At 54.6% G+C, this 18247-nt stretch carries 16 protein-coding genes and 1 pseudogene; 9 read left to right on the plus strand and 8 right to left on the minus strand.

Going from position 1 to position 18247, the window contains the following annotated elements:
- Window position 1 precedes the first annotated feature (1 nt).
- Entirely contained in the window at window positions 2-787 is a 786-nt protein-coding gene (locus VO84_RS03265) for a hypothetical protein (protein ID WP_157439701.1), read from the plus strand.
- Between the two features lie 11 nt (window positions 788-798).
- Window positions 799-2031, plus strand: a complete 1233-nt coding sequence (locus tag VO84_RS03270; protein WP_058185845.1) for an MFS transporter — start codon at window positions 799-801, stop codon at window positions 2029-2031.
- Between the two features lie 64 nt (window positions 2032-2095).
- On the opposite strand, the gene VO84_RS03275 is transcribed toward VO84_RS03270, so the two are convergent.
- On the minus strand, window positions 2096-2728 hold the full coding sequence (locus VO84_RS03275) for a TetR/AcrR family transcriptional regulator (RefSeq protein WP_058185846.1): 633 nt from the start codon (window positions 2726-2728) through the stop codon (window positions 2096-2098).
- A gap of 78 nt (window positions 2729-2806) precedes the next feature.
- Between VO84_RS03275 and VO84_RS03280 the strand changes: the two genes are divergently transcribed.
- Both VO84_RS03280 and VO84_RS03285 read left to right on the plus strand, forming a co-directional pair.
- Window positions 2807-3610 carry an SDR family oxidoreductase gene (locus tag VO84_RS03280; RefSeq protein ID WP_231737754.1) on the plus strand — a complete coding sequence of 268 codons (804 nt, stop codon included), beginning with the start codon at window positions 2807-2809 and terminating at the stop codon, window positions 3608-3610.
- Window positions 3611-3614: 4 nt separating this feature from the next.
- Window positions 3615-4037: a hypothetical protein gene (locus tag VO84_RS03285; protein WP_058185847.1), complete on the plus strand. Its 423-nt coding sequence runs from the start codon at window positions 3615-3617 to the stop codon at window positions 4035-4037.
- A 131-nt stretch (window positions 4038-4168) separates the two neighbouring features.
- Here VO84_RS03285 and VO84_RS03290 read toward each other — a convergent pair whose 3' ends face one another.
- From VO84_RS03290 to VO84_RS03300, 4 genes and pseudogenes are all read right to left on the minus strand, one after another.
- Entirely contained in the window at window positions 4169-4978 is an 810-nt protein-coding gene (locus VO84_RS03290) for a cupin-like domain-containing protein (protein WP_058185848.1), read from the minus strand.
- Between the two features lie 851 nt (window positions 4979-5829).
- Window positions 5830-6087 carry a hypothetical protein gene (locus VO84_RS22985; RefSeq protein WP_231737755.1) on the minus strand — a complete coding sequence of 86 codons (258 nt, stop codon included), beginning with the start codon at window positions 6085-6087 and terminating at the stop codon, window positions 5830-5832.
- Window positions 6088-6171: 84 nt separating this feature from the next.
- Window positions 6172-6297, minus strand: a pseudogene (locus VO84_RS23260) (hypothetical protein); the annotation flags it as partial.
- Window positions 6298-6302: 5 nt separating this feature from the next.
- Window positions 6303-7598 (minus strand): epoxide hydrolase family protein, encoded by a 1296-nt coding sequence (locus VO84_RS03300; RefSeq protein ID WP_082661655.1) that lies wholly within the window; start codon window positions 7596-7598, stop codon window positions 6303-6305.
- An 808-nt stretch (window positions 7599-8406) separates the two neighbouring features.
- Here VO84_RS03300 and VO84_RS03305 point away from each other — a divergent pair.
- From VO84_RS03305 to VO84_RS03315, 3 genes are all read left to right on the plus strand, one after another.
- Window positions 8407-9741 (plus strand): alpha/beta fold hydrolase, encoded by a 1335-nt coding sequence (locus VO84_RS03305; RefSeq protein ID WP_058185850.1) that lies wholly within the window; start codon window positions 8407-8409, stop codon window positions 9739-9741.
- Between the two features lie 87 nt (window positions 9742-9828).
- Window positions 9829-10686 (plus strand): SDR family NAD(P)-dependent oxidoreductase, encoded by an 858-nt coding sequence (locus VO84_RS03310; RefSeq protein WP_058185851.1) that lies wholly within the window; start codon window positions 9829-9831, stop codon window positions 10684-10686.
- Between the two features lie 8 nt (window positions 10687-10694).
- Complete coding sequence (locus VO84_RS03315; protein WP_058185852.1) at window positions 10695-11342, plus strand: response regulator; 648 nt, start codon at window positions 10695-10697, stop codon at window positions 11340-11342.
- Between the two features lie 185 nt (window positions 11343-11527).
- On the opposite strand, the gene VO84_RS03320 is transcribed toward VO84_RS03315, so the two are convergent.
- From VO84_RS03320 to VO84_RS03330, 3 genes are read right to left on the minus strand one after another with little or no spacing between them, the layout of a single operon-like run.
- Entirely contained in the window at window positions 11528-12202 is a 675-nt protein-coding gene (locus VO84_RS03320) for a response regulator transcription factor (protein WP_331458385.1), read from the minus strand.
- A 31-nt stretch (window positions 12203-12233) separates the two neighbouring features.
- Window positions 12234-12605: a response regulator gene (locus VO84_RS03325; protein WP_058185854.1), complete on the minus strand. Its 372-nt coding sequence runs from the start codon at window positions 12603-12605 to the stop codon at window positions 12234-12236.
- A complete protein-coding gene (locus VO84_RS03330) occupies window positions 12605-15634 on the minus strand; it encodes a GAF domain-containing sensor histidine kinase (protein WP_082661656.1) in 3030 nt (1009 codons plus the stop codon). Before VO84_RS03330 ends, VO84_RS03325 begins: the two co-directional genes overlap by 1 nt.
- A gap of 333 nt (window positions 15635-15967) precedes the next feature.
- On the opposite strand from VO84_RS03330, the gene VO84_RS03335 reads away from it, so the two are divergent.
- Together VO84_RS03335 and VO84_RS03340 are read left to right on the plus strand one after the other, a co-directional pair.
- On the plus strand, window positions 15968-17008 hold the full coding sequence (locus tag VO84_RS03335) for a redoxin domain-containing protein (protein ID WP_197413875.1): 1041 nt from the start codon (window positions 15968-15970) through the stop codon (window positions 17006-17008).
- A gap of 60 nt (window positions 17009-17068) precedes the next feature.
- Complete coding sequence (locus tag VO84_RS03340; RefSeq protein ID WP_058185857.1) at window positions 17069-18103, plus strand: D-cysteine desulfhydrase family protein; 1035 nt, start codon at window positions 17069-17071, stop codon at window positions 18101-18103.
- Window positions 18104-18247 lie beyond the last annotated feature (144 nt).

An 18247-nucleotide genomic window follows, 5' to 3' on the forward strand; every position in this document is an offset into this window, starting at 1 on the left:
GATGCGGATTCAAACAGTCCCTGAGACACCGATCCGCATCTCTCCTGAAACCAAAGTGCTCCCCGCCAACACTCTTCGTTTCTACTTGTATTTTCCAAGGCCGGCAGAAGCGCACTTCGATCGTGACCAGCTCAGCTTGCTGGACGACGAAGACCAGGTGGTGCGTGACCCTTTCCTCGTCCTATCGCAGGAATTATGGTCACCTGATGGCCGCCGCCTGACGGTGTTGATGGAGCCGGGACGAATCAAGCGTGGTCTCGGTGCGGGCGTGGCTCACGACCCTGCGCTTATTGTCGGGCGGACGTACAGCCTAGTCATTACGGCGCTCGGGCAGACGGCGCGCCACACCTTCCGCGTAAGCGATCCAGTCCTGCAAGCGATCAACGAGGCCCAGTGGCGTCTCATTTCTCCGACGGTGGGGAGCCTCGATCCCGCCGTCGCGCATTTCGACAGGGTTATGGATGCTGAGCTTTGCGAGGACGAGATCGGGGTTATGGCCGGTTCTGGGGAGATCGTTCGCATTAGTGTGTCAGTCGCACCGGACGGAACCACAGCGCAGATTATCCCCAGCCATCCTTGGCACGGCGGGGAGTACCACCTCGTTGCCTCTGAACGACTCGAAGACGTTTGCGGCAACAGGTTGGGTGAGGCTCTGGATCACGACCTGAGCACGGGCGGACGACCGCGCGCTGGGAAAATCAGATTCACATGCCATGACGCACAAGGCAGAGATACGTTGCGGAACAGTTCTACAACCCCGGTACGCCCGGACGAAACACCCGGTTAGGACGGAAAACTATGACAAGCGCGATGCAGATTCCAATTACCCCGTCAGCTCCTCCCATCGGAAAAGTTCTTTTCCCGATTTTTCTCATCGTCTTCACAGACATCATGGGTTTTGGCTTAATGATTCCTTTGTTGCCTTTTTACGCAGAGCATTTTGGAGCTTCCGCCTTCACAGTCGGTATGCTCCTCTCGGTTTTCGCTCTCTGTCAGTTGCTCGCTGGACCTCCGCTCGGTCAGCTCTCGGATCGAATTGGCAGAAAACCTGTGTTGGTGATTAGCCAGATCGGCACACTTGCGGGATACCTACTGCTCGCCGTATCGAATACCCTATGGCTCGTCTTTGCGGCGAGGATCATCGACGGCTTGACTGCGGGGAACATTTCGGTCGCGCACGCATACGTCTCGGACAATACGGCACCCCAACAGAGAACAAGGGCATTCGGTATCGTCGGAGCTGCTTTCGGTCTAGGCATGCTTGTTGGGCCAAGCCTCGGCGGGCTCCTGGCCAGGCACAGTCTGACGACGCCGATTTGGGGAGCTTGCATTCTCTCAGCCCTCAGCATCGTGGCGACGGCCGTGCTATTGCCGAAGGGAATAAAGGCTGAGCACAAAAGGCCGTCCGAGACTTTGCTGCCCGTCAAACCGATCCTGGATTGCTTTCGCGATCCAGCAACGAGCGGAATCTTTTTTCTCTTGTCTCTCTTCTACTTTGTCTTCAACACATTCATATCCGGCTTCGCTTTGTTTTTGGCCGGGCGCGTCACCTGGGGCGGAGAGGCGATCGGACCGCAGACCGCCGGGTTTATGTTCGCTTACGCCGGTCTCCTGAATTTCTTCTTCCAGGCGATAGCTCTGGGACACCTCTTACGGTGGTTCCGGGAACGCACCTTGGTCTTGGCAGGCTTCCTGCTGATGGCCATCGGATTTGGTCTGCTTTCGCTGAGCCATACAGTTCTCGTAACGCTGGTATTCCTTACCCTGAGCCATAGTGGTGCGGCGGTGCTCAGGCCGACGATCACGGCGCGGCTCTCTAAACGTGTTTCACCACAGCGTCAGGGTCTGGTGATGGGAGTCAATCAATCTGTAATGTCGATTGCCTCTGTTCTCGCACCTCTGGTGGTAGGCATTTTGATCAATCATGGCTTATACGTTGGCTGGGCTCTCTGGATGTCAGTAATCGCCGCTGCAGGAGCTTTTGGCGTGTCTCGTATTTCGTCAATGAGAGATGAACCAGATTTGAGTTAGGAGGAAGGTTAGGTAACGGAAAGCCGGTTTATCTCCAGCTATCTGAGACTGACGAGAAGCGCGTTTATCGGGACTGATCCGACTCGAAGTGGTCAAGACCAAGTACGAGCAAAATTGCCCCTGTGACGCGGCCCTTACGCGGCGGTTCCTGAACGCTCGTTCCCTGGAGGGAAAGCCCCGTGGTCAACGCCATGATGATATCCGCGAGATCTTTCGGCGCAGATCTTGGCTGTTGGCCCAGCTTGGCAAAAAGCCTCGTAACCAGTCCGGCCATTGTGTCCCGGTGAGTGCGATGCAACCTGGCATAGGTCTTCGCGAAGGTCTTATCGCGGCAGGCCTGCAGTTGAAACTCTGCCGAAAGCAGACCGAAATCGAAATCAGAACCGCGAACGCTTTCAGAGTTGCGGATTAGCGACAATAGTTCCGACGCGGGTATGTCCTGTGCCAGAAGCTGAGCCAGGGCATCGATTTCCTGCCGTTTATGAATGTCGAGAAGCTCCAGAAATATCGCTTCCTTGTTCTCAAAATTCGAGTAGAACGCCCCCTTCGAGTAGCCCGCGCTCTCGGCGATCAAATCGACCGACGCTCCCTCATATCCGCCACGCGCAAACAACTGCGCTGCCGACTCCAGAAGCCTCGTCCTGGTTTCAAGCCGGCTTTCCTGCCGGGTCAATCTCTGCCTGAGCGCTTTAGCCACGCTTTAAGCATAGCGCACAAAAACTATTTGCAACTCAAATACCAAGTGGTATATCTATACTGATGAGGATGCGTAACCATGATGGCTAAAACAATTTTGATCACAGGCGCTTCCAGCGGTATCGGACGAGCTACCGCACTTCTTTTTGCAGACAAGGGTTGGAATGTCGCCGCTACCTTGCGCGACCCGCTTAGGGCTGACTCCGCGCTACGGCACCCAAATATCAGCCTCTTCGCTCTGGACGTGACGAAAGCGGACTCTATCGCGCAGGCTGTCGTCGATGCGTTGGCTCGCTATCAAACGATAGATGTGCTCCTGAACAACGCAGGCTACGGTTTGTTCGGCCCGATTGAGGCCCTTGATGATCGGCAGATTCAGCAGCAATTTGCGACGAATCTCTTCGGCCTGATAGGCGTCACGCAACAGGTGCTTCCTATCATGCGAGCCGCAGGCGAGGGTCTGATACTCAACATCTCTTCGATCATCGGCCGTATGGCGCTTCCTTATGCCTCGTCATACATCGCGACAAAGTTCGCAGTGGAAGGTTTGAGCGAATCGATGCGCTATGAGTTGGAGCCATTCCATATTCGCGTCAAGATAGTCGAACCCGGCAGCATCGCTACCGAGTTCGGTAAGGGCAGCATGCAGATGGCGGTACGTGACCCCTATCGAGCAAGCATGAATAAGTTTCTGAGTGTATTCACGAAGAGTAACTCTGCAGGAGCCAAGCCAGAGGAGGTTGCGAAAGTCATCTACCGTGCCGCGAACGATTCCAGCAATCGACTACGGTACCTCGCCAAACCTGGCCCATTCTTTTGGTTGAATCGCATTCTGCCGGATGCGATTTGGCGCCGACTGTTGGTGAAAGTCATGGTGAGCTAGCGCTATGACTCCAGATACCCTTTACAAATTCGGCCCACCGTTGATTGCCCTGCAGATTGCCGCACTGGGATGGAGAATCAATCGAGAGATGAGTCTCGGCTACGCTGAGCGGGCGATATTTTTACTCGTCCCAGACGTTCTCAACGTCATGAGCTTGTTCGCTTCGGTGATTTGCCTGATTGTGCTCCCCGTCGTAACAGAAACCTATTTCTGGCTTTCGCGCATGATTCTGACGAGCGGGTACATGTTGATTGCGTTCTATCCTCTGGCGACAGCGGCGCATTACCGCCTTTGGAGCAGAAGAAGAACTCGCATCCATCCTGAAGATGGATGCGCTTACCCCTATGTAACCGGTGAGGAGTTGGTTGCGGTATGCCTTTCCGTGATCTCAGCGGTATCGAGTGCCGCTTATGTCGAAATGCATTGAGCGTCGGTTAGTACCGATATGTCGGCTTATCGCCAGGGACCGCCAAATGAAGAAAGTGGATTTCTCGAGGAATACGATTTAACCCTGGCACTTGCGCAGAAACAGGGACAGGATACTGGAGTGAACCCCTGTCATCGGTCCCTGCCTAACACTGCGGGGGATCTTCCGCGTTTCAGCCAGAAATTGATCATCAGAGAGTCTTCGTGGTTCTCCACGAAATGACTCCACCCCGCAGGCACATAGAGCAGATCGCCCGCACGCTGCATGATGGAGATCGGTGTAGCCTTCGAGAACTCCGGGAAGCGCGTCGCATCCGGAGACTTCGCGTTAACCATGCTAACCCCGAAGTCTGGAAGTGCATTCGGTCTCGGATGAATCATGTATAGATAAGGAAAATCGGCTGGCGGATAGAGGAGCCATTCTTTGGCGCCGAAGGATGCGAACGAGAAGTTGTCCGGAAGGTCCTTGTGCAGGGCAGTCACCGTTCCCTTCTTGCCTATCCACATCCGTGGCTCATTGAAAAAATACTCAGGGTAAAACATCGGAAAAGGGACCCCGAGATCGCGCGTCATCTTGACGGGTATCACGGTGCCGGCGGCGTAGGCTGTCCCGGCATCGTTTACCTGCATGAAGTGTTCCCCAATGAAACTTCCTAAGGGCATCTCTTCTTCGCGGCGATTCAGGTAGCTACCCGGATCTGCCATATTGCCGAAACGGACGTTCACGGTCTGATCGCCGTAAGCCCCTTGCAGCAGACCTAAGATCTCTGCTTCAGAGAACTTTAACGGACCCAACCGCAACAGAAAAGGCTTGGAGCGCGCTGCATACTCCTTCGAAAACGCCTTATCACTCAGAGAATCAAGAACGTCCAGGGCGACGAGGCGAGGTATGTTACGGGTAGCCTCACATATCTGAGGAAACCAAACAACAGGACTGTCCATCTATCGACTCCTTACACATTTTGAGAACAGATCCTGGACGACTCCAGCCCGGTCTACTGTAAAACAGTCCGTACGAGAATACCGGTGGCTTAGGCGTCTTCTATGCAGTTATGCAGTCTCGACCGGTTCACGGGACGGGCTCGAATATCGCGTCGCCCGTCTTCGAAAATCTTCACGCGCTGCCGCCCTCCATGCTGAGGTTCAAAGAGACGCTTAACTGTTTTCTGCGAGGGACGGAGCGTGCGGGCCGTAGCTAGCGTCACCCGAAGTTCCTTATAGAATACGGCGGCGTCCGACGGTGCAGCATGGCATGACAGCCGCCGCACTATGACTTCCGCCGGATCCTTCCTGCACGCGGCGAATCGGTACCGATAAATCGGCTTATCGCCACCGATCCGCGCACCCGTTCTGAATTGGTGAAGACAGGCCAACTCACTCGTCCAGAACTCGAGCGGCTCGATGAGTGCATTGGCGATTATGCACTCATCTAGATCACAGCTGACGACAAGCGCGTTTACCGTTACCTATTCTCTTATGTGGCGTGGACGACTCTCCAACGACAAACAAGAACGCCACTGGCGAGAGCACCAGGAGATCCACATGAGCAGCCGAAAGCAGTCCATGTAGCAGAGGAGGCTGGCCTCCCGGTTGATTTCATCATGTATCAATCCGAGCGCTCAAGCTACCGCGTGGCTACTGGAGTCTCCGGCAAACCTCCGAAAGAACTAGATACTGGCCTGCGGAGGTAGCGGAGTACGGCATTGCACATCGTCTGCTCCAGGCGCGGACGGGCGTGAGGCGAGGCGAAGCGACGGTCAGTTCGTCAAGAATTCCGCGAAAGATCATATGGGCTACCTGTCCATGGTGGGCCGGTTCGGCGAGAGAGTAGGTAGCGCACGTCGGAGCCGTACCTCGATGAAGTCGACGAAAACCTGTCCAAGAACCTGCTTATCTTCGCACGCGGAAGATGAGAGCGGTGCGTAGACCACGAGGGTGTGAAACTCGGGACGCTTCCGGTTGAAATTCGTGCACACATCGATCAGTTCGCCGACAGCTTCTGTGAAACTCAAAGGGCCTTCGGAATCGATTGCGCGTTCTGTCTCAGCCATTTCACGCGCGTACATCGAGGCGAGTGCAGTCGCGATAGGATCTTTATTGGAGAAGAACTGGTAAGGGGTAAACGGAGATACTCCCGCTTCCGTGACGATGGCGTTTGTGGTGGTTTGATGGCATCCCAGACGGCCGAAACTGCGGCAGCAGCGGGGAGCAGAGCCTGCTGGCGCTGCTCCCCGCGCTGGGCTAGATCGGCGACGAGCCATTTGAACTAACGCAGTGATTTGAATGCTGCTCTGATCTCTGCACTGAAGAGTTCCGGCTGCTCCCAAGCGGCGAAATGGCCGCCCTTGGCGACTTCATGGAAGTAGTACAAGGACGGATAGGCTTGCCGCGACCAGCTTTCCGGAGCTCGATAAATCTCGTGCGGAAACACGGTGATGGCCACCGGCACTTTGATCTCATTCGTCTTCTGTGCGGCGGCGCTGAAATTGTTGTTGTTATTTTCCCAGTAAAATCGAGAGGAAGAGGCGCCGGTATTGGTGACCCAGTACAGAGTGATGTCGTCGAGTATTTCGTCGCGACCGATCACGCTTTCCGGGTGGCCATCGCTTCCGGACCACTCGGCGATCTTCTCGTACGTCCAAGCCGCCAAACCGCTAGGGGAATCGGCGAGCGAGTAGCCGATGGTCTGTGGACGCGTTACCATCATCCCGCCGTACGCCGCATTTCTTCCGAAGAAGGTGCTGAGGGCGTTGTACGCCCTCAGTTCCGGGGTGGACAGTTCAGGGGGTGCCGGGTCGCCGGCGTTGATACCTTTCACAAGATTCGGGGGAATCGTGGCCGGCATGGTGAGATGAATGCCCAGCAATCCGGCGGGGGCTTGGCGCGCCAGCGCGTCAGAAATGACCGAGCCGTGATCGCCACCCTCCGACACGTAACGGGTATATCCCAAACGTTTCATGAGCACGTCCCATGCCCGCGCAACGCGGTCGGGATTCCAGCCGAGATCCGTCGGCCTGCCTGAGAAACCATAGCCTGGAATAGCGGGGATCACGACATCGAAGGCGTCTTCCGCGCGCCCTCCGTAGGCAACGGGATCGGTAAGCGGGCCTATCACCTTCAGAAATTCCAGGGGTGAGCCGGGCCAGCCGTGGGTAAGGATAAGAGGAAGCGCATTCGGTTCATGCGAACGTACATGAATGAACTGAATATCCACGCCATCGATTGTAGTGATGAACTCCGGCAGTATGTTCAACTTCGTCTCAACGCTGCGCAGATTGTAGCCGTCGCCCCAGTAGCGCACCAGCGCCTGCATCTCTGCCAACCGAATACCCTGGGATTCGTCATTGACCGTCTCTTTGTCAGGCCAGCGCGTCGCCGCCAAGCGTTGGCGGAGATCAACGATTTGCTCCTCCGGAATGTTGATATGAAACGGACGGATTGCGATGTCATCAGCCGCTTCGGGCCCGCTCATGGGAGGGCGTTTTTGCTGCTGTGCGAGTGAAGTCATCGCAACCAGAAATGCGATTCCGATGAGAAAGGTCATCCTTCGCAGTGTGTTCATGTTCTTCTCCTTATGCCGTTCAGATAGTGAATCGTGTATCAACGTTCCTGCCTTGGATAGCTCCGCAGGAACACTCTTTTTCCAAGCTGTTAGGGGCATTTGTTGTGACAACACTGGCATGCGATCTCGACTTCGCAGCCCCCGTACTTCGGCAGACATCCCGCAGTATTCATGACGGGGTTCCACATCACACGTGCATGGAATGTGCGCGCGCACTTGTCTTTCTGTAGTTTCACGCGTCCCTTCGTTTGAAGCTCTTTGCACAGTTGCGATCACACCAGAACCTTGACGGTGAATCTACTAGACAAGGGTATTGATCAATACCTTCGGATCAGTCAACGTAAAGGCCTTGAATTGTTGCGACAGGCGAAGCGAACTGCCGAGTCTAAGATGTTGCCGTTGTAAGGAGACGCATTCCTGACGCAGCACGGCAGAATGATGGAGGAAGGTGTGAATGTCTTTCTGCCGCGCGGCCGACGAGCATAGGCCGGTCCTGAGCGGGATTGTTTAGCGGAAACTCGTCGTCTTCACATAAGTCCATGTCACGAAGCGATATGAATCCAAGTTCTTTATGCAGATGAATCGATGTCAGAAAAGCGAAATAGAGTTTCGGCTTTCAGACAAGGAAGCGCGTTCAGTGTCATCTGGCGTAGTTGCTCGCTGAGTCTCTCGCAGGAACTCATGCCAAGGTATCAATCAATACCTTTGGCTCATAGATCCGCCCCAACCGTTCTGTTTTGATCACAGCTGTGTAACGGATCCGATTTAGCGGATGCGTGTAACGGCAGTTTCTCAAGGAGAAAAGATCATGACAGAATTCCAAACAATCGTATCGACTCGGCGAAGTTTTCTCGCCACTTCAGCAGCCGCAGGTGCAATGGGTCTTCTCGGACTTGCCGAACCGACCGACGCTCGCGCTGCAAGCAGCCAACCGGAGAACAAGGGATCGAGTAGCGCGAATGGAGACTCATCCATCCGCCCCTACCGTATCAACGTTCCGCAAGCAGACCTAGCAGATTTGCGCAGGCGCATCGCTGCGACGCGGTGGCCGGAGAAGGAGACAGTAAGCGATGTAACGCAAGGCGTTCAACTCGCGACGATGCGGAAACTCGCGAAATATTGGGAAAAGGATTATGACTGGCGGAAAGTTGAAGTGAGGCTGAACGCCCTTCCGCAATTCGTGACGACCATCGACGGGCTCGATATCCATTTCATTCATGTCCGGTCGAAGCATGCGAACGCATTGCCGATCATCATCACCCATGGTTGGCCCGGATCGATCATTGAGCAGCTAAAGATTATCGGCCCACTTACCGATCCCACGGCATTTGGTGGCACTGCAGAAGACGCTTTTGACGTAGTCATTCCTTCACTGCCGGGTTATGGGTTTTCGGCAAAACCGACTACAACTGGCTGGGATCCGAAGCGCATTGCTAGCGCCTGGACTGTGCTGATGAAACGCCTCGGGTACACGCGATTTGTAGCGCAAGGAGGCGACTGGGGGAATTCTGTTACAGAGCTGATGGCTCTACAATTGCCTCCGGAGTTGATTGGAATTCACACCAATATGCCGGGTACGGTTCCTGCAGATATTGAACAGGCACTCCAGTTAAGGCAACCGCCGCCATACGCACTTTCAGCCGACGAGGATCGCGCTTGGGAGCAGCTCGACTTTTTTTATAAGCACGGTCTTGGATATGCGCAAGAGATGTCCGGTCGTCCGCAAACGCTCTACGCCCTTGAGGATTCACCTATCGGACTGGCCGCCTGGATACTCGATCACGACGCCAGTAGCCAGGCACTCATCGCGCGTGTTTTCGACGGACAGACGGAGGGTCTGACACGAGATGACGTTCTCGAAAATATCACGCTGTACTGGTTGACCAAGACAGCGGTCTCGTCGGCTCGTCTTTATTGGGAATATAAAGGCGGCTTCTTCGATCCGAGGGGCGTCTCCATCCCGGTTGCCGTAAGCGCCTTCCCGGACGAGATTTATCAGGCCCCGAAGACTTGGACGGAGAAAGCGTATTCCAAACTGATCTATTACAACCGACCCGCGAAGGGTGGGCATTTCGCGGCATGGGAGCAGCCAGAGTTCTTTTCCCAAGAAATGCGAGCAGCGTTCCGTTCACTACGCGGTTAAGCCTACGGCGGGAGTGCATGTCGCGTGTGCGCAGGCACTCCCACGTCATCACGATGAAATCGATCGAACCACATAGGAGAAAAGACGATGTCCTCAATAGTCAATAAGGAGCGCAGTCGCTTCTTGAGTAACGCCCTCAGCAATTCAAGTTCAAAGGGCACGGCCGTGATTACGGGAGCTTCTTCCGGCATAGGTGCCATCTACGCCGATCAGTTAGCGAGTCGGGGATACGATCTGATCCTCGTCGCTCGCAATCGAGAGCGCCTTAGCGCGGTAGCAAAGCGTGTCAGCGAAGATACCGGCCGCCCCGTTGAGATCATTGTCGCGGACCTGGGCGACCGAGCGGATCTCGCTCAGGTTGAGCAGGTCTTACGGAAGGACGCGAAAATCACTCTGCTGGTTAACAATGCGGGCGTAGGTGTGCCGACACCGTTCCTAGCCGCAGGTATCGAAAAGATTGCTCAAATGATCGAACTCAATGTTACCGCTCTTGTGAGGCTAACCTATGCCGTCATGCCAGCATTTGTGGAGAGGGCCAACGGAGCGGTTATCAATATCTCTTCGGCACTGGGTATTGCTCCTGAATTACTTAACGGCGTCTATGGGGGCACCAAGGCTTTCGTTCTGGCCTTTGGCCTTTCACTCCACAAGGAGTTCAGCGGGCGCGGAATCCGCATTCAGACAGTCGTGCCAGGTGCGACCGCGACCGACTTCTGGGAACTCTCCGCGACTCCACTCAATGGACTCCCAGCAGAAGTTGTGATGAATGCCGACGATATGGTCGAAGCCGCCATTGCCGGCTTCGAATTGGGCGAGATAATCACCATCCCCTCACTGCCCGACGTCGCTGATTGGGAGACCTACGAGGCAGCGCGACAAAATCTGATACCGAAGTTATCCCTGAGTTCTCCTGCCGGGCGATACGTGTCGGCCCATCAAAGCTAGGAGAAACGATGCGGAAAGAGATGAACGATATTGTCCTTGTAGACGACAATCCGGCAATCCTCTATGGGCTTTCAGAGATATTCAAAAGACGGGGCTACACCGTTCGTACAGCCTCAGATGGATTCTCGACCCTGGCGCTGTTAAGAGATCGAATTCCGGGCATTCTCCTGTCTGATCTCAATATGCCAGGCATGTCGGGGTACGAGCTCCTGTCGGTCGTGCGACGTCGATTCCCAGTAATCGCAGTCATCGCCATGAGTGGAGCGCACTCAGGCATGTTCGTTCCTTCGGGGGTTGCGGCAGATGCGTTTTATGCTAAAGGTTCAAATGGCGCAGCTCGATTATTTGAGATCTTATGGTCGATCGAGGATAGAGACTCACGTGAATCGTTGCGAGCTTCGGTACCGATTTGGATACCGAACCTGTCGGCTCATGAATGTGGCGGGTCAGCCGTAGCAGTATCTTGCCCAGAATGTCTGCGGGCTTTTTTCAATCCAGTTAGCCGGGGGAAGGGCTCAACTTACCTGACATCTTGCCCACACTGCTTCTATCCGGTGCAACTGGCAATCGCCACGCAACCCGGCGAGATGGATACAACTTCTCTCGGGTTGCACAGAAGTGCTAGCCAGCCTGGAGTCGCAATCTATGGGGACTGAGTGCATGTCGGACCTCGTCGGCCAATGATCAGCACATTTTGCAGCGTCCTCGTAATCGCCGTACTAAAAGGAACCTTCCTAAAACTGTTCGTGTCTGGAGAAGACCCTGGCAGTAAAACACGGGAATCAAAGAACGGGCAAATCGAGAAGAATTCTAGCCCCAACGAATTCATTGCGTTTAAGCTTTAGGTCTTCGGAGCAACCGTAAGGCGAAGCCGCACAGCCATTTTGACTAAGTCCGCAAGAGAAGCGGCGTTCATCTTTCGCATAACATTGCCTCGATGAGTTTTCACGGTGATCACGCTGATACCGAGTTCTCCGCCGATCTGTTTGTTCAAGCGACCCGTCACGACGAGCGCCATAACCTCCCGTTCCCGGCGCGTGAGCGAGGCATAACTATCGCGGATCGCTCGTACTTTCTCCTGGTGGCCGAGAGTAACTTGGCTTCGTTCGATAGCATTCCCGATAACGCCTAACAGAACATCTTCGCTCACTGGCTTTTCCAGAAACTCGACGGCACCCGCTTTCATGGCTTGAACAGACATTGGGATATCGCCTGCCCCAGTGATGAAGATAATGGGTATGTCGATGCGGTCCAAGGCAATACGCTTCTGCAAGTCGAGTCCGTTGAGATCAGGAAGACCGACGTCTAGTACTAGACAACTTGGAGTTGGGGTCCGGGGATAGGAAAGAAACTCCTCAGCGGACGCGAACACCTCGGGCCGCCAGCCAGCGCAACGAATCAAGGATTCCAACGACTCGCGTACCGAGATGTCATCGTCTACAACAAACACTGTAGCTGTCGCTTGGGGCATAAGTAAGGGTCTCGAAGCATGTTGAATTACTGTTGCTAGGTTCATAAGTCCTCGTCAAGCAAATTCGACTTTTTACTCAGTTCACACAGAGGGCCCTATCAAGCGCCTTGAGAAGAGTGGCTTCACTGACGGGCTTGAAAAGGCAGTCTACCGCGCCCTGTTCGAGCATGCGCGGTCGGATGGTCTCATCTTCATCTGCGGTAATAAAAACTATCGGAATCTCTTGCCGCCGGAGGATCAACTCTCGTTGGAGGTCGGGACCGGTCATGCCGGGCAAGGCGATATCGAGAATAAGGCATTTAGTTGCGCTGATGCTATCGGACGCGAGGAACTCTTCAGCAGATGAGAATGCTTTGACCGCAAAGCCGAATTCCTTCAGCAAGTCAGGAAGTGACTCAAGTACGGACTCGTCATCATCTACAAGTGATACGAGTGAAGAAATAGCCATTACGGGTTCCCCATGACGCGGGCCGCTTTTGTTGCAGCGACGGGCGTCTGAATGGTGTCGATACTGTCGACACCGGTTACAGCCCCGGGTCCTCGAGGAATTGAAAAGGAAAATGTAGCTCCGGGACCACTATTCGGCGCTGCCCATAGACGTCCGCGATGTTTTTCGATTATGGAGCGGCTTATTGAAAGCCCGATTCCCATACCGCTGGTCTTTGTTGTGTAGAAAGCTTGAAAAAGCTTGTCGACAGCCTCAGAATCTAGTCCTACCCCCGTATCTTGTACGGTCAAACGCACACGATCTCCTTCGTCTCCCTCGGTCTTAATCACCAGCTGTCTAGGCCGATCCGTGACGGAACTCATTGCGTCGGACGCGTTTCGCAGAAGGTTGAGAATTACCTGCTGAAGTTGGACACGATCGCCTATAACGAGCGGGAGGTCGCTGGCGAGTTCTGACCGCAAGATGACGCGATTTCGTTGCAGGTCACTCAGGGACAAGGCCACTACCTCGCGCGCAGCTTCGTTTAGGTCTACAGATTCGGTAACGGCTTCGGCCTTTCTGAAGAGCGCGCGCAAGCGCTTAATAACGTCAGAGGCACGATTTCCGTCGCGGAGCGTACGTCGCGCTGTCTCGAGTGCTCCTTCGATATTGGGAGGATCGGCCGCCAACATGCGCAGACAAGTGCTCGCATTGTTCACGATGCCGAACAACGGCTGGTTCACTTCGTGGGCGATGGATGCCGTCATGGCTCCTAGGCTTGTGACCCGGGCTACATGAGCGAGCTCCGAACGCACTTTACTCAGCGCCTGGTCTGAAAGCCGGCGTTCTGTTACGTCTTGGACGGCACCGATGTGCTCCATTTGGCCCGCTTCGTCCACAATTCCATGAGCGATCATATGGAGGTACTTAGTTGAGCCATCTTGCATCTGGAGCCGATGCTCGTACTCGAAGTCTTGGCCGGCTTGCGCGCGGGCTACCATGTCGTGCATTAATGGGAAGTCGTCTGGGTGCACGCGTGAGCCGATGAGTTCGAGCGTCACTGTCAACGCCGGATCAAACTCGAAGATGCGATAGGCCTGCTCCGACCAAGTTATTTCACCGGTTGCCACTCGCCATGAAAAACTTCCTGTCAAGCTAAGCTGCTGAGCTTTCGCAAGGAATGCTTCGCTGCGCGTCAACGCCGCCTCACCTTGCGCGCGCTCGATTGCGATGCTTGCAATATGGGTGAATTGGCCGATTAGTGCCTGGTCCCGAAGCGTGGGTGTTCGAGGGTCTTTGTAGTAGATGGCGAAGATCCCGATTACGGTTCCATTGGTGGACGATATGGGAGTCGACCAACAGGCCTTCAGTCCGTTTGCCAAAGCCATAGGGCACCATGCGTATTCCGCCCACCGTCCATCAAGTGTAATGTCGGCGGCGATCACCTGTTCATTCAGGCACACCGCCGTGGCGCAGGGTCCCGAACTGATGACTAGCGGAAGCCCATCAACGGACGCATTGAAACTGACCGGGAGACTCGGCCCGGCCGCGTGCTGAAGGTGAGTGCGCGTTGGGTCGACCAATAGAACGCTGCAATAACTGCTGGTGACAGTGGCTTCAACAAAATGACAAAGGTCTTCGAGAATCGATCTCAACGGGGTACCGCTGGCAACCCTTTCTAACAAACGCTTCTCGCCCGCAAGCAGAGAATCGGCTTGCTTGCGATCTTCAATATCCGTGTTCAAGCCGTACCATCTGATGATTCGACCAGTCTCATCTCGCAACGGAACGGCTCGAATCAAGAACCAGCGGCAGCTGCCATCGAAACGGCGAAATCTCGCTTCAAACTCGCCAGGCTCTCCAGACGCCAGCAGAGATGCCCAAGAGCCTGTCAATCGTTCCGCATCCTCCGGGTGAAGAGTCTTTGCCCAGCCGGACCCGCCTGCGTCCTCAAGTCCGACGCCCGTATAGTCGCACCATGCTTGATTCAAAAAGTCCACGTTTCCGTCAGGACCGGCGCTCCAAACGAGCCCGGGAATTGCGTCGATCGTTGTGCGGAGTCGGCCTTCCGATGCCTTAAGTTCATCGAGTGCCTTTGATAGTGACATCTGTGACTGTTGGCGTTCGATGGCGATACTCGCGATGTGATTGAACTGGGCGATTAACACTTGGTCTTCGGTGGTGGGTGTTCTCGGTTCCTTGTAATAGATCGCGAAGGCGCCGAGAACCTTTCCGATCGTGGAAGAAATGGGGGTCGACCAGCATGATCGCAGTCCGTGCGCCAAGGCCATCGGACACCACTGATATTCCTCCCAGCGCGTTTCCAAGGCGAGATCGACGGAGATAACTTGTTCGTTGAGGTAAGCGGCCATCGCACACGGGCCAGAGTCAGTGTTTACGGGGCGCCCTTCAATGGCGGCGGTGAAGGTATAGGGAAGGCTCGGCGCAGCCCCGTGCTCAAGATGAGTCCCGGAACTGTCCACCAGTACAACACTGCAGTACGAAGCGGTAGCCGTGGCTTCGACAAGACGGCAAAGCTCACCGAGTATCTCCGATATCGAGTTGCCGCCCGCAACCATTTCGAGTAATCGGTTTTCGCTTGCCAACAGAGTTTCCGCTCGTCGGCGATCTTCAACGTCGTTAAGTAGGAAGTACCAGTTGAGAATGTGGCCCGCCGAGTCTCGGACTGGGAGCGCGCGACCATGAAACCACCGGTAGACGCCGTCGAAACGCCGCAGACGGTACTCGAGATCGTAGGGGCAGCCAGTGGTCATCGAAAGCTTGAAGGCTTCGACCAGACGGGGAAGGTCATCAGGATAAACGATGCCGCCTGCCGTCCAGTTTCTTAGCTCATCGGGCGTCTTGCCGAAAAATTCCAAAACCGGAAGGCTAAAGAGCTCAAGCTCACCTGTAGCGGCGGCTGTAATCACCAGCCCTGGGATTCCATCTAAAATGTCGCAAAATCGAGCCGCGCCGACAGACGAGGTGTGAAGTCCAGTGGCACATCCTGGATCGCCTGGTTTTCCGGTATTCCGCGGCTCGTACCCCATCCGATAAGGATGCGCCTCTTTTGGGGTGCGCGTCCATCATCCTTTGGTCTCGGTTTTTACCCGGAGTCGTATCCGCCTCAGGGTAAAACCATGAGGCCGATACCTTTGTCCCATAGATTCTCGCCAATGTTTATGGTGTGATCGCAAGTGTCCGAATGACCGGATTCTACTGAGTTAACCTGCCATGACAAAGGTATGGTGGTCGTCGTGCATCACCTGCCAGGAAGAGCAATAAAGAGGTTCTGAACAATGAGATCTAAGCCGCTACCGACGCAGCAGCAAATTCCGGCGGACATCGATCATAACCGTCGTCGCTTTCTAGGAACTTCGACCATGGCGATTGTCGCGGCCCAATTTGGCTTAATCGGTTGCGCAAATGCCCAATCAAACAAGGGGGCAGTTCGACTAGCTTCTGAAGGTTCGATGCCGTCTCTTGCCGGCGCGACCGAGTGGCTAAATTCGCCTCCGTTGACTCCAGCAAGCCTGCGCGGGAAGATCGTTCTTATTAACTTCTGGACCTTCTCGTGCATCAACTCACTTCGTCAACTTCCTTATCTCAGGGCATGGACGGCAAAGTATAAGGATCAGGGATTGGTAGTCGTTGGTGTACAGGCGCCGGAGTTCGAATTCGAAAGGAGCCTCGATGACGTTCGCTGGGCCAGGAAGACCATGAAGCTCGACTATCCGATCGCGATCGATAACGATCATGCGATATGGCGCGCCTTCAACAACAACGCGTGGCCGGCGCTTTACTTCGTCGATGCAACCGGACGCATTCGCCATCATCAACTCGGTGAAGGCAACTATGATCGAGCCGAACTGATCATTCAACAATTGCTCGCTGAAATCGGGAATTCGAGCGTCGCTAGCGGCTTTACTTCGGTCGATGCGCGTGGTCCGGAAGCTCCTGCCGATTGGAACAGCCTGCGATCTCCGGAAACCTATGTTGGCTACGAGCGAGCAGAGAACTTCGCATCACCCGGCGGGGTGGCGACAAATAAGAGTCACAACTATGCTGCCCCGGCGCACTTGAAACTCAATCAATGGGCCCTCTCTGGTGATTGGACAATACACAAACAGGGTGGTGTCCTCAACAAGATGAATGGTGGCATCTCATATCGGTTTCATGCTCGTGATCTTCACCTGGTCATGGGACCGGCGAGCCGAGGAGCATCTGTGCGATTCCGTGTGCTCATCGATCAACAGCCTCCGGTCGCTGCTCACGGAGGCGATGTTGATCCTCAGGGCAACGGCACGATCGTCGAGCAGCGGCTCTATCAACTCATTCGACAAACAGAGCCAATTGTTGACCGACAGTTCGACATCGAATTTCTCGATCCCGGAGCTGAAGCTTTTGTGTTCACTTTCGGCTAATCCAGAGACTGCCATCGACATCGGTGCCTATTGATCTCATAAATAAAGAAGGCGTGAAGCATGACCTCTCAAAACTCACCTTTTTCTAAGCGCTTCTCCCATACAAAGCTTTTCGATAGCCCCACGCCGATTCAACGATTGAACCGCCTTGAGCGCGAGTTGGAAACCAATGTACGGCTCTATGTAAAGCGAGATGATCTCATGGGTCTCGGTGGAGGTGGCAATAAGCTGCGGAAGCTCGAATTCCTGTTGGGTGATGCGATTTCGCAAGGCTCTGACACTTTCATCACGGTCGGCGGCTTGCAGTCAAATCACGCACGCCTCAGTGCGGCGGCCGCAGCGCACATTGGGATGACATGCGAACTCGTTCTGACCGAGGTTGTACCGCGGAGTGATGAAGCCTATCGGCGCAACGGCAATATACTCCTTGACGAAATCTTTGGAGCGAAAATTCACCTGCTTTCTGGCACGGAGAACGCCCTGGATTTTGCGACGGATCGGGCCAAAGTTTTGAAGAGTGAAGGCCGACGACCGTATTTGGTTGGGTCTGGCGGTAGTTCTCCGGTCGGATGTCTTGGCTATGCCAATTGTGCAGTGGAAATTATGGAGCAGGAGCAAGAAATTGAAGGCGGCTTTACCCAAATCATCGTTCCCAACGGGAGCTCTGGAACACACGCCGGTCTTGCGGCCGGATTTGTTTCGGTTGGGATGGATCCTGCGAGGATTAGTTCGTATGCCGTTCTTCATCAGGCTAAGGAAACACAATTGAGTACCTACGAGCTTGCCAGAGCGACGCTAGCTTTCCTTGACTCAACGAAATCGGTCTACTCAGATGCAATTCACGTGAGTGATGATCAACTCGGTGGCGGTTATGGCATTCCGACTTCGGCAATGTTGGATGCTGTTCGAATAATGGCTCGAACACAAGGGCTGCTGCTAGATCCGGTCTATACGGGTAAAGCGTTCGCGGGCGTTCTAGCAGCCGTTCGCAGCAGAGCCTACAAACCAAATGATGCTGTTCTATTTCTGATGACTGGCGGCCTCCCGGGTCTCTTTGCATATCAACCGGCCTTTGAAGAGGCTTCTTATAAATAAATCTGTGAATTTGTAGTTGAAGGAGAAGTCGGTATGAAAAAACGATCACAAGAGCAACCTACCTCCGACTCGTCGATCGATTCGCCAGAAGAGTCGCGAGCCAGATTGAGGAGTATGCAACAACTGGTTTGCCATTTGCTCTCT

Origin of the sequence: Occallatibacter gabretensis (genome assembly GCF_001449115.1) — a bacterium.
Lineage (GTDB): Bacteria > Acidobacteriota > Terriglobia > Terriglobales > Acidobacteriaceae > Telmatobacter > Telmatobacter gabretensis.

Excerpts from the sequence above, each read along its gene's own strand:
- VO84_RS03265 (WP_157439701.1), top strand. The coding sequence starts at position 2 with ATGCGGATTCAAACAGTCCCTGAGACACCGATCCGCATCTCTCCTGAA.
- VO84_RS03270 (WP_058185845.1), top strand. The coding sequence starts at position 799 with ATGACAAGCGCGATGCAGATTCCAATTACCCCGTCAGCTCCTCCCATC.
- VO84_RS03280 (WP_231737754.1), top strand. The coding sequence starts at position 2,807 with ATGATGGCTAAAACAATTTTGATCACAGGCGCTTCCAGCGGTATCGGA.
- VO84_RS03285 (WP_058185847.1), top strand. The coding sequence starts at position 3,615 with ATGACTCCAGATACCCTTTACAAATTCGGCCCACCGTTGATTGCCCTG.
- VO84_RS03290 (WP_058185848.1), bottom strand. The coding sequence starts at position 4,978 with ATGGACAGTCCTGTTGTTTGGTTTCCTCAGATATGTGAGGCTACCCGT.
- VO84_RS22985 (WP_231737755.1), bottom strand. The coding sequence starts at position 6,087 with ATGGCTGAGACAGAACGCGCAATCGATTCCGAAGGCCCTTTGAGTTTC.
- VO84_RS03300 (WP_082661655.1), bottom strand. The coding sequence starts at position 7,598 with ATGAACACACTGCGAAGGATGACCTTTCTCATCGGAATCGCATTTCTG.
- VO84_RS03305 (WP_058185850.1), top strand. The coding sequence starts at position 8,407 with ATGACAGAATTCCAAACAATCGTATCGACTCGGCGAAGTTTTCTCGCC.
- VO84_RS03310 (WP_058185851.1), top strand. The coding sequence starts at position 9,829 with ATGTCCTCAATAGTCAATAAGGAGCGCAGTCGCTTCTTGAGTAACGCC.
- VO84_RS03315 (WP_058185852.1), top strand. The coding sequence starts at position 10,695 with ATGCGGAAAGAGATGAACGATATTGTCCTTGTAGACGACAATCCGGCA.
- VO84_RS03320 (WP_331458385.1), bottom strand. The coding sequence starts at position 12,202 with ATGAACCTAGCAACAGTAATTCAACATGCTTCGAGACCCTTACTTATG.
- VO84_RS03325 (WP_058185854.1), bottom strand. The coding sequence starts at position 12,605 with ATGGCTATTTCTTCACTCGTATCACTTGTAGATGATGACGAGTCCGTA.
- VO84_RS03330 (WP_082661656.1), bottom strand. The coding sequence starts at position 15,634 with ATGGGGTACGAGCCGCGGAATACCGGAAAACCAGGCGATCCAGGATGT.
- VO84_RS03335 (WP_197413875.1), top strand. The coding sequence starts at position 15,968 with ATGGCGATTGTCGCGGCCCAATTTGGCTTAATCGGTTGCGCAAATGCC.
- VO84_RS03340 (WP_058185857.1), top strand. The coding sequence starts at position 17,069 with ATGACCTCTCAAAACTCACCTTTTTCTAAGCGCTTCTCCCATACAAAG.